Source organism: Paenibacillus sp. MZ04-78.2, from assembly GCF_024213375.1.
Lineage (GTDB): Bacteria > Bacillota > Bacilli > Paenibacillales > NBRC-103111 > Paenibacillus_G.
On sequence record NZ_JANAVJ010000002.1, the window covers coordinates 283,520 to 294,497 of the forward strand.

Annotated in this window: 13 protein-coding genes; 4 read left to right on the top strand and 9 right to left on the bottom strand. The window is 53.2% G+C overall.

Annotated features, from left to right (window positions below):
• Positions 1-155: 155 nt before the first annotated feature.
• A complete protein-coding gene (locus NLX71_RS03010) occupies positions 156-734 on the bottom strand; it encodes a hypothetical protein (protein WP_254362006.1) in 579 nt (192 codons plus the stop codon).
• A 164-nt stretch (positions 735-898) separates the two neighbouring features.
• On the opposite strand from NLX71_RS03010, the gene NLX71_RS03015 reads away from it, so the two are divergent.
• Entirely contained in the window at positions 899-1,225 is a 327-nt protein-coding gene (locus NLX71_RS03015) for an ArsR/SmtB family transcription factor (RefSeq protein WP_254362007.1), read from the top strand.
• A 189-nt stretch (positions 1,226-1,414) separates the two neighbouring features.
• Entirely contained in the window at positions 1,415-3,142 is a 1,728-nt protein-coding gene (locus NLX71_RS03020; RefSeq protein WP_254362008.1) for a SulP family inorganic anion transporter, read from the top strand.
• Positions 3,143-3,218: 76 nt separating this feature from the next.
• Here the strand turns inward: NLX71_RS03020 and NLX71_RS03025 are convergent, their stop codons facing one another.
• The 8 genes from NLX71_RS03025 to NLX71_RS03060 all read right to left on the bottom strand — a co-directional run bounded on the left by NLX71_RS03025 (position 3,219) and on the right by NLX71_RS03060 (position 9,659).
• Positions 3,219-3,398, bottom strand: coding sequence for a small acid-soluble spore protein H (locus NLX71_RS03025; protein ID WP_254362009.1), 180 nt, complete (start codon positions 3,396-3,398; stop codon positions 3,219-3,221).
• A gap of 102 nt (positions 3,399-3,500) precedes the next feature.
• Positions 3,501-4,283, bottom strand: a complete 783-nt coding sequence (locus NLX71_RS03030; protein ID WP_254362010.1) for a LutC/YkgG family protein — start codon at positions 4,281-4,283, stop codon at positions 3,501-3,503.
• Positions 4,276-5,814 carry a LutB/LldF family L-lactate oxidation iron-sulfur protein gene (locus tag NLX71_RS03035; RefSeq protein WP_254362032.1) on the bottom strand — a complete coding sequence of 513 codons (1,539 nt, stop codon included), beginning with the start codon at positions 5,812-5,814 and terminating at the stop codon, positions 4,276-4,278. Before NLX71_RS03035 ends, NLX71_RS03030 begins: the two co-directional genes overlap by 8 nt.
• Positions 5,804-6,550 carry a (Fe-S)-binding protein gene (locus NLX71_RS03040; RefSeq protein WP_254362011.1) on the bottom strand — a complete coding sequence of 249 codons (747 nt, stop codon included), beginning with the start codon at positions 6,548-6,550 and terminating at the stop codon, positions 5,804-5,806. Before NLX71_RS03040 ends, NLX71_RS03035 begins: the two co-directional genes overlap by 11 nt.
• A 123-nt stretch (positions 6,551-6,673) precedes the next feature.
• On the bottom strand, positions 6,674-7,387 hold the full coding sequence (locus NLX71_RS03045) for a FadR/GntR family transcriptional regulator (RefSeq protein ID WP_254362012.1): 714 nt from the start codon (positions 7,385-7,387) through the stop codon (positions 6,674-6,676).
• 112 nt (positions 7,388-7,499) lie between these two features.
• Positions 7,500-8,444, bottom strand: coding sequence for an alpha/beta hydrolase (locus NLX71_RS03050; RefSeq protein ID WP_254362013.1), 945 nt, complete (start codon positions 8,442-8,444; stop codon positions 7,500-7,502).
• A 133-nt stretch (positions 8,445-8,577) separates the two neighbouring features.
• Positions 8,578-8,880: a YunC family protein gene (locus NLX71_RS03055; protein WP_254362014.1), complete on the bottom strand. Its 303-nt coding sequence runs from the start codon at positions 8,878-8,880 to the stop codon at positions 8,578-8,580.
• Positions 8,881-8,948: 68 nt separating this feature from the next.
• Complete coding sequence (locus NLX71_RS03060; RefSeq protein WP_254362015.1) at positions 8,949-9,659, bottom strand: pentapeptide repeat-containing protein; 711 nt, start codon at positions 9,657-9,659, stop codon at positions 8,949-8,951.
• Between the two features lie 227 nt (positions 9,660-9,886).
• On the opposite strand from NLX71_RS03060, the gene NLX71_RS03065 reads away from it, so the two are divergent.
• A complete protein-coding gene (locus tag NLX71_RS03065) occupies positions 9,887-10,234 on the top strand; it encodes a hypothetical protein (RefSeq protein WP_254362016.1) in 348 nt (115 codons plus the stop codon).
• 10 nt (positions 10,235-10,244) lie between these two features.
• Positions 10,245-10,622: a hypothetical protein gene (locus NLX71_RS03070; protein WP_254362017.1), complete on the top strand. Its 378-nt coding sequence runs from the start codon at positions 10,245-10,247 to the stop codon at positions 10,620-10,622.
• The last annotated feature ends 356 nt before the right edge of the window (positions 10,623-10,978 follow it).

Consider the following 10,978-nt stretch of genomic DNA (forward strand, 5'->3'; position numbering starts at 1 on the left):
AGCCGGAACGAGTTCGATCAGCCCCGGAAGATCGTTTCAGCCGCTTTCGTTAAGGTTAAGCTTATTGTACTTCTTTTTGGGCGCGGGGTGAATCGGGGGATGCTTACGGGATGCCGGAAACGGCGCTTTTTCGCTATCCGGAACAGATTTACGGACTAGTTAAGCTGGGCCTTGGCCTGATGAAACCGCTGGAAATCGCTGGTCAAACGGTACAGCTTGGCTTCTTTTCTTTTCACGAATTTCGGGTTGGTGCTGTCCAATATTTCGTCGATATACCAGTCCAGCTTCCCTTTTAACTCCACAAGCCAGGCAGCGGGACGATCCCGCCGGAGCCGCTGCAAATCGTCCGCGAAGGCTTCGGATAAAAAACGGATCTTCGGCGGCTCCAGCCAGCCGTGGACGGCAAAGTGGCGCGGGGTCGTATCGTACCGGAACTGCTGCCCCGGTACTTCATCCCAGAAGCCTTCCCATTCCCGAATCAAGCCGGCTTCGTAATAGATATACTTCAAGAAACCGCACAGCCAAGCCGTACAGCTCGTATTGCGCTGTCCGCAGCCGACGCGGTCGGCCAGAAACGGGCAGCTTATGCAGCAGGAGCCGCCGCTCGGAATACAAACTTTGCAGATCAGATCCGCCCCCACGCCTTCGAGGTAAGCCAAACCCGCTTCGATCACTTCTTGTTTGGTCGTCGGGCGGGCAAGCTCTTTTTGTTCCCAAGTCCGAAAGCCGGACATATGCAATCGCCTCTTTCTAGAAAATAGCCACTCAAATTTGTTAAATCTTTGATTATTTGAATGTAACAATATTATACGGTTACGGTTTGTTTTACAACCCGCTTCTTATCTGTGGTATGATATTTATATATTCAAACGTTCAACGTTTTAAGGGGCTTAGATCGATGAATCGTGAAATCCAGCAGTTTAAAGCGGAGTTTTTCAAGGCGTTGGCGCATCCGATGCGAATCCGGATTCTTGAGGTGCTGTGCGAAGGGGACAAAAACGTCAACGAGCTTCAGGCTATTCTGGGAAGCGAAGGCTCCGCCGTATCGCAGCAGTTGGCCGTGCTCCGCAGCAAAAATGTAGTAAGCGGAACCAAAGAGGGAACTTCCGTCATTTATTCGTTACGCGATCCTCTGATTAAAGACCTCCTCGGGGTAACCAGACAAATCTTCGATAATCATTTGGTGGACGCCATCTCACTGCTTGAAAACATACGCAACGAATAATCTTGCAGACGAATGAAAGAAAAATGGCAAAAACCGGCTCTTGTTGTTAATAACAAGGAGGCCGGTTTTTTGGTGTTATCCGTTGATGCGGCAAAAATCGGCACCTGTCCGTCATTGACAAGAACGGATTCCCGGGTGTATATTCCCCATATATTCAAATAATCAAATATATGAAAAGAAGGTCTTGTCATGAAGCGGTCGGGAAGATTTGACGGGTACAGCGCAAATGATTTTCGCCGGGATCTGATCTCTGGCTCGATTGTCGGGATTATAGCCATTCCTTTAGGGATGGCTTTTGCCATTGCGGCGGGAGTTAAGCCTCAGTACGGCATTTATACGACGGTGATTGCCGGATTTCTCATCTCGCTGCTCGGCGGGTCCAAATTCCAGATCGGCGGGCCAACAGGCGCGTTCGTTCCGAGTTTGTTCGCTATTGTGATGCAGTACGGGTATGAAAATTTGCTGATCGCCGGCGGGCTGGCGGGAATCATCCTTGTCTTGATGGGGGTATTCAAGCTCGGAGCGCTGATTCAATTTATTCCCCGTCCGGTGACGATCGGCTTTACCGCCGGAATCGCCGTCCTTATTTTCACCGGCCAAATCGCCAGTTTTCTGGGGCTGAGCGGCATCCGCAAGCATGAGGATTTTATATCTAACATGAAGGAGATCGGGCTGCACCTGTCGACGGTAAACCCATACAGCGTCATTACGGCTGTCGTGTGTCTCGCCTTGTTATTGGCGACCCCGAAGCTGCTGCCGAAAGTGCCCGGATCGCTCGTCGGCCTGCTCGTATCCAGCGTGCTGTCGGTTGTGCTGTTCGAGGGGCAGGTCCATACGATCGGGTCGACGTACGGCGCCATTCCCGGGACGCTTCCCCAGTTTCACGTGCCGGAGGTGACGCTTGAGAAAATCATCCCGCTTCTTGGCCCGGCCTGCGTCATCGCGGCGCTCGGAGGAATCGAGTCGCTCTTGTCAGCGGTCGTAGCCGACGGCATGACAGGAAGCCGCCATCACAGCAACCGCGAGTTGATCGGACAAGGGATTGCGAACATCGTCACCCCTTTGTTCGGCGGCATTCCGGCGACGGGCGCGATTGCCAGAACCGCGGCGAATATTAAGAACGGGGCGGCAAGCCCCGTGTCGGGGATGGTGCACAGCGTCTTCGTCCTGCTCGTGCTGATTCTGCTTGCCCCCTTGGCTTCCGCGATCCCGCTGGCCAGCATGGCGCCGATCCTGATGATCGTAGCCTGGAATATGAGCGAGCGCAAGGAGTTTGTTCATATTGTGAAAACAAGAACAGCCGATTCCGTCGTCCTGATCATTACTTTCCTGCTTACCGTGCTGACCGATCTGACGACGGCCGTGCTCGCCGGATTGATTCTTGCGGTCGTCCTGTTCGTCCGGCGGATGAGCGGCATGCTCACGGTGGCCAAGGTTTTGCCGGACCCGGCCTCGCACCGCGGGAAAGTGGCTTCCCATATCGTCAGCGAAAGCCACGACTGTCCGCAGATCGCGATTATTACGGTGGAGGGAGCGCTGTTTTTCGGAGCGGGAACGCTGTTTGAAAAGTCGATCTCGGAGACGCTCGACGAACGGCCGAAAACGGTAATCCTGCGCCTCGGAAAAGTGCTGTTTATGGACACGACGGGGGAATCGTATTTGGCCGGTGTGGTCCGGGATATCATCCGGCAAGGCGGCATCGTTCTGATCTCGGGCCTGCAGTCTCAACCCCGGGACGTGTTGAATCGAACCGGACTCGACGAGTTGATCGGAAAAGAGCACTTTTTTGCGCATACAGGCGAGGCGATCGATTACGCTTTGACCCGGCTGGAGCATCAGAAGTGTCTGGGCTGTCGGCATTTTGCCTTTCGGGAGTGCGCCGCCTTATCTCAATCGGATACCACAAATGAACGTTAAAAAAGCAGCCCCGGTCAAGTCGAGCTTGGCGGGGCTGACGCGTTATTGACGCGTTATTGACGCGTTATTGAAATGATTAACCTTCCACTAAGCTGTTCAGCGGGACCTCTTGCTCCTGCTCCGGCTGGCCGAGCGGATAAATTCTGGCGCTTTCCTGTTCTTCGTCCACATGCTGAATATAAATCGGAACCCCTTCGTACGTCACGTTCGCCATCACCGGCGAAGCGGCGATTTCCTGGGCGCGCTGCTTATTCATGCTATGACCTCCTTGGATTAGCTAACCGTCATAGTATGCGCACCAGCGGCTGGAATATGCTTCCGACCCCGATTTCGACTTCGACTTTGATTTTAGCCCGGCTTACCGGATAATGACCGCATACACCTTGCCCGGACCGTGGATGCCGATCGTCAGATCGTTCTCGATGTCGGCGCTGCGGCTCGGCCCGGTAATCAGGTTAAGCGACGAAGCATACTGCCCCGGCAGTTGCTTGCCGAGGGTGATCTGCTCGAACGCCTCGCCCATCCGGTACACAAGCTGATCGGCCCGGAAGACGGCGAACAAAATTTCCGTCAGCAAGCTCACCGAACGGCCGCGCTGCGGGGAGCATTGCAGCACCAAGGTGCTCGTATTCGCTATGGCGAAGTCGGGCCAGACGATCCCGAGCTGGCAGCGCTCGGTTCGCTTCAACAGCTCGCTCCGCTGCGCCCAGTTCGCGCCTCCTGCCGCCTTCGGCCATACGTCGCTGTCGCCTGCTTCCGCGTCCGTCTCCACGGGCCGCCATGGCGCGACGGCGATGCCCGAGGTGGCCAGCGCCTCGTCCAAGCCAAGCGCCTTCAGACCTTCGTGCTCCCAGCGGGACACATGCGTGACGCCAAGCTCGGCGGCGATGTCCCACAGCCAAGCGCCGACTTTGTCCGCTGCCTCGGCTTCATCCACCACCAGCACCTTACCGGTCAAAGCCTGCCAGTTCCGGGCGAACAGCTCGATCTTTTCCTCCGTGGCGAGCTTGATCTGCTTATAAAACTCCGGCGCGCCGCGAAACGGATGCGCCGGAGCCGCCGCCGGGACCTCCCGGCGTCCAAGCCTCGACGACACATTCGCGATGAACGCTTCGCGGCCGCGGATCATTCCGTTACTCATGGCGCCCGCCTCCTTTCCCGGAGCCATCCGCCTCGTCCCGTCCGTGCACAGCTTGCCCGCGGGCTGCTCCGCCTTCGCTCCGGTCGCCCCGCTTGTCGGTCTGCTTCAGCTCCTGCTGAAGAGTCTCCCAGCGGTCGCGGAACGACAGCTTCGGCTTCATCGGGAAATGGCGGGACTTCGTCCAGCCTGCTGCCGGACCCGGCGCCTTCTTGATCACGCCTTTGCTCACGAAAGGCTTCATCATATAATAGGCGGACTTCGTCGCCATCTTGTACAGCGTAACGTTCCCGAACGTCGTCCGGAACGTCTTGAAGGCGGCGCGCTCCGCCAGCGGCGTCAGCCCGAGCCGCACCTTGCGCGCCCGAAGCTGCACCAGCATGTCGTGCAGCGGAATTTTGACCGGGCATGCCTCGTAGCAGGCCCCGCACAGGCTGGAGGCGTAAGCGAGCTGCCCCGCTTCCTTCATGTCCTGCTGGAGCAGCGGCGTCAGCACCGCCCCGATCGGGCCGCTGTACACGCTGCCGTAGGTGTGACCGCCCACGTGGCGATACACGGGGCACACGTTCAGACAGGCCGCACAGCGGATGCAGTGCAGCACCTCCTGGAACACCGGATCGCCGAGCTGCGCCGACCGGCCGTTATCCAGCACGATCAGATGAAGCTCCTCCGGCCCGTCCAGCTCTCCTTCGCGTCGCGGCCCGGTAATCATGGACGTATAAGTCGTCAGCTTCTGCCCTGTAGCGCTGCGGGCAAGCAGGTTCAGGACGACCTCCAGGTCGTCATAGGTCGGCACGAGCCGCTCCATGCCCATGACGACGACGTGGCACTTCGGCAGCGTCGTCACCATCCGCCCGTTGCCTTCATTGGACACGAGCGTGATCGCCCCCGATTCGGCCACGCCGAAATTACAGCCGGTCAGGCCGATATCCGCTTCCAGAAAATAATTGCGCAGCCGCTGCTTGGCATACTTCGCCAGCAGCTTCGTCTCCGGCGCAAACGTCTCGCCCGCTTCCTCCGAGAAAATATCCGCGATCTGCTGCTTGTTTTTGTGAATCGCCGGAATGATCAGATGTGACGGCGTTTCCTTCGCGAGCTGCAGGATGTACTCGCCGAGATCCGTCTCGATCGCCTCGATCCCGCGTTCCTCCAAATGACGGTTCAGATGAATTTCCTCCGATACCATCGATTTTCCTTTCGCCACCATCTTCGCCCGGCGTTTCTCGGCAATTTCCATAAACGTCTTGACCGCCTCGTCCCCCGTCTGGCAGAAATAGACGTGGCCTCCGGCTTTGGAAACGTTATCGGTAAACTGCGTCAAATAATAGTCGAGATGTTCCACGACATGCTTGCGGATCTGTCTCCCCCGCTCCCGCCAATCCTCCCAATGGCCAAAATCGTCCGTCACCTGAAGCTTGGCCGTCTTCAGCTTGTCGGTCGTATACGCAACCGCCTTGCGGAGAAAATCGTTCGCCAGCGCTTCTTCCGTGCGCTTTTTTAAGCCTGTGCCAATCTGCTCCTTCTCACTTGCCATGCCGCTCACCGCGCTTCACTCCTTCCTCCAGCAGTTGGGCCAGATGCATGACGCGCACCGGCTTGTTTTCTTTATTCAAACGGCCCCCGATGTTCATCAGACAGCCCATGTCGGTCCCGATCAACAGGTCGGCATTCGTCGCGCAGACGTTGGCGGCTTTCTCGCAGACCATCGCTCCCGACATATCGGCCATCTTGACGGCAAACGTGCCGCCGAAGCCGCAGCAATCTTCCTTGCGGGGCAGCTCGACCAGCTCCAGTCCCTCGATATGCGCCAGCAGCTCGCCCGGCTCCTCGCGCACCCCGAGCAAACGCATCGCATGGCAGGACGGATGATACGTCGCTTTGCTCTCGTACACCGCGCCGAGGTCTTTAACGCCCAATACATGGACCAAAAACTGAGAAAACTCGTACGTTTTCCCGATCAGCTTCTCCGCTTTGGCCCTCCACTCCGGCTCGTTCTCGAACAGCTGCGGGTAATAATGATGGACCATTCCGGTGCAGGAGCCGGAAGGCGAGACGACATAATCGCTGTGCTCGAACGCGCGGATCAGGTTGCGCGCCACCTCGCGGGCCTCATCCTGGTAGCCGCTGTTGTACGCGGGCTGTCCGCAGCAGGTCTGCATCTGCGGAAAATCCACCTCGCAGCCATACCGGTGCAGGAGCCGGACAACGCTTTCACCGACTTCCGGGTAGAACTGGTCGGCCAAACACGTGATGAATAAAGAAACTCGCATACAGGTCCCATCCTTCGGTTTATGGTTTCTTTTCTTACTTGTCAGGTTATCAGATAAGTTGTTTTTTGAAAAGAGGCCGCTCCGCACAGCAACGGCCGGACCCTTCCCGGGACCTATCTCGTCCTACTTTTTCAAATAACGGATCAGCACCTGCTCGACATGGAACAAATGCCGCCGCATCTCGTCTTGGGCAGCCGCCGTATCCTGCCGCCGGATTGCCTCGTACACGGCTTGATGCTCCTGCAACAGCTGCCGGGATACCGTCCGGTTCGCATACATTTGCAGCCTGCGCGTTTCGCGGATCGCCGTCTGCATCTGCGTCGAGATCGAGTCGATCATCCGCGCCATGATCGAATTGTGCGTCGCTTGGGCAAGCACAAGATGAAATTCGATATCCGCCCGCTCGCCTTCCTCCTCGTCGCCCAGATGCTCCTCCATCCGCTTCAGCACCGCCTCGAAGCGCCGCAGGTCGTCCTCCGTCCGCTTCTCCGCCGCAAGCGCCGCATTGGAAACCTCCAGCGCCTGGCGCGCCTCGATCAGCTCCATCACCGTGTCCCGGTTCATCAGCAGCGAATTGAATTCCGGCAAATCCACATCCTGCGATTCGATGCTGCGCACATAGCTGCCTTCCCCTTGGTGGCTTTTCACAAGGCCCATCGCCTTCAGTGCGCTGAGCGCCTCCCGGATCGTGGACCGCCCCACTTGGTAGCTCTCCGACAGCTCCTTCGTGGAAGGAAGCTTATCGCCCGGCTTGAGCGAACCGCTGACGATCTGCTCCTTAATTTGCTCGGCGATGGCTTCGGAAATTTTGCGCGGCGTAATTTTTTGAATATCCACCTTCCCGTCCCCCCGTTCGTTTTAACGCGTCAGTTCCATTATACCCGCTTTTGCAAGGAGCACAATCGGGCGCAGCCTGTCCGGGAAGCACAGGAACGGTGCGCCCTCCGGCTCATGAACCGTTGTTTTGACGGGCCGTCTGCTCGTCCAGCCAATGGAGAACGTCCTGCATCACTTCATCGCGGTTGATCTCGTTCAGCATCTCATGCCGGGCTTGCGGATACAGCTTGCTCGTCACATGCCGCAAGCCCAGCTCCCGGTACATCCCTTCCAATTCGACAACCCCTTTTCCTCTACGGCCGACCGGATCAAGCTCGCCGGAAAATAAATAGACCGGCAAATCGACCGGAATCTGACGCATATTCCGCTCATCGTGAATCTCTTGCAGCCCGCCTAAGAATTCGATCCAGAAGCTCGTCGTCATCGCAAAACCGCAATCCGGGTCAGTTGCATAAACGTCAACTTCGCGTTCGTCGCGGCTGAGCCAATCGAACGGCGTCCGATTCGGTCGAAACTGGCGGTTATAGCTGCCGAGCGTAAGCCTCATCAGCAGTTCGCTGCGATACTGTTCCCCTTTGCTGGCCGCCAGTTTCCGCGCCAGCGCGCTGCCGATTCCGAGCAGCTTTTGCGGCCCGTTCGTTCCGGACAAGACGATGCCGTCCACTTTCCCGGGAAATAAGTACATATATTTCTGGGTCAAAAACGACCCCATGCTGTGGCCGAATACGTAAAAAGGAACGTCCGAATACCGTTCGCGAATCAGGTCCGTCAGTTGCCCCATCGCTTCCGCCATGCGTTGAAAGCCGTTCTCGCCGATGACGCCGAGCCGCTCCGGGCTGCCGGCCGTCCGGCCGTGCCCTCTATGGTCGTTGGCGTACACCGCATAGCCCGCTCCCGTCAGCACCCCGGCGAATCGCTCGTAACGAGCGGCCGTTTCGGCCATCCCGTGCGCGATTTGTACTACGCCCTTCACCGGTACGTCCTCTTCCGGAAGCCATTCATAGACGAATATCGCTTCCCCGTCAGCGTCTGAAAATGTAAATTGTCTGTCTCTCATCGGACTCCTCCGTTCTCCCGAATATCCTACCATCTTATTATATTATAGGACGAACTCCTCCTTCGGGGAAAGATGTCTCCGTCCATGAAAAAACGCCCGATTTTCTCAGGCGCTTTACCTCAAGCGATTTCGGTCAAAACATCCGTGCAACCGCGTCCCGGCCCTTCATTCCCGGTACTACGCCTAGCGACTCGGCTCCGTAGGTGACCGACTCCAGCGGCGCTTCCAAAAGCTCCTCGATCGTCCGTACGCCCGTCGCCCGAGCGGCAATAATGCCCCGTTCCTTCAGACGTTCATTCAGCAATCCCACATCAAGCGCGCCGCACATAATGTACCCTTTGTCAGTCGTCACGGCGAGCAGCGTCGTCTTCGGCAGCTTCACCTCGATCGCCAGCGCCGTGCTCCCTTCCAGCTCCACCGGTTCCATGCGCATCATTGACCCAAGCATCCCCTTTAGCACCCGTATGTCTACACTATATGCCCCTGGGCTTTTATCCGTGCGCACTAGACTCTGGAAATCATATCTTTTGCCAATTCAATTAATTCTTTTGTTTCATTGTGATTTACTTTAGAAATATCAAATGGCTCCCCGTTTATGACCATGTTTTCTATATTACTGTTATCTAATTGCTCGATTTGAGGAGCTTCTCCAATAAAAGTACAATGAATCAGGGTACTCATAAAAAATTGGGTTCCAATAAATGTACAGTTTTCAAAACGGCAATATCTAAGATCAACTCTCTTTAGGTTGGCAGAATTGAAATTACAGTTAATAAAAACAAGATCGCTTCCCAAAAGTTTATTTAAATTTGCCTTATAAAAAGAAGTATTTTGTATTGGTTCACCGTCGTTGTTTAAGGCAGTTTTGTGCAAATTCGCATATTCGAATGAACAATCAATTAATATGGAGCTGATTCCAGATTTTATATTTGTATAATCAAGAGTTACATCTTTTAATACACTTCTTGTAATCGACGTTATAGTTGAACATGATAAATCTATATCCTGCAAGTTTTGATAAGAAAAACATTCCAAGTCCAAACCTCTAAAGTCTCGTTTTGACGATATCTCACCAAAAGGAGAATTACGAAAATTAACATTTGCATCTTGACGATTGCGCCAATCTTTTTTCCATAAAACTTTGTTTAATTGAGCGACATAATCTTCGTCCCATCTGTTTTTCAATGCTTCTATTTCTTTCTTTTTGAATGCCAAATTAACTCATTCCTTTTCCTAATCTCCCTGTCTACCGCGAATTGATTATACCATAATATAGCATTTTTCGACAGTAAGAGAGCGCAGATGCTGGTGACATCTGCGACGCGCATCATGTTTCTTACAATAAGCCTCTATCTTCATTTGTCCAACTCTTTGAAAACATGCAACAAGCTCCGAATCTTTGGTAAAATGTTTATATACCAGATTCTTCTTCGAGGTGAAACATGGCTATTGCATTAATCATTAGGAATTTCGGCGATAATAAAACGAGATTAGTTTCTGCTGTTCGTAGATGTGTAGATATAAGTCTGAACTCAATCTTAACAAAAGTTGGAACAAATACTCCAGTCTTTGTTAAAGAATTATTTGATGATAGACATGATCCTGAATTTCCTGAAAAATTGATAGTCATGATGCAAGAATTTACCGAACTCAATATCGATTATTCGATTTATGAGCTAATAGGTGATAAACCATACATCAGCGAGGGTAAGTATTACGAAATTACTTTGGATAGACTCAAAAATATGATATCCACAAGGAAGCGTACGATGAGTCAACATTGGGATTAAGGAGAAGAACATGAAAATGGACGTGTCACTAACAATAGCAGTTAAGGATAGAAAGTTAGGTAAATCTTTCAGACGTATTTATTCTGACATAGAGTTACTGACATCTTCGTTATCATCATGTGAATTAAGTCACCCCATTGGTCAACGAGTTTTAATAATAGCAACAGATACAGAAGGCCCTGAGTTTTTCAAAGATAATAGCAAACATGGTGATTTTACGTATTTTGTAGGGATAGAACCCATATCTGAAGATGTTTTATTAAAAAGAAGGCTGTTTGAGATCATGAAAGAAGTTTTTGAGAACATACCCTTTACGATTCCTGACCATGAAAAATTCAGAGAGATTTTTGCATTTTGGGAGCCAAGTTTTATTAAAGCTGATATTTGAAGGTTGTTCAGCCAATCTTCCATATTGTCAATATAAAAACTATAGCGTAATATTATGTAAGACAGATTGCATAAGACAAGAATGATTAGCTGCAATCAAGCGTATACTAAAAAAGGGAATGCAGATGCTGGTAACATCTACACTCCCGCACACAATAGCCGCTTTTAAGGGCGGTTGGCTTCAAAGGTAACTGTGTCAGCGAAATAGACCGCATCCCTCGTTACAAGGGCGGTCTATTTCTTTTTAAGGTAAGTAAGCAGCGCCAAAATGAACATGCCGAACCACGCCTGTTGATTAACCAAAATAAGGTATTCAAAAATTGAAAAAAGGCCACTCTTTCGATAAAATCGATTCTA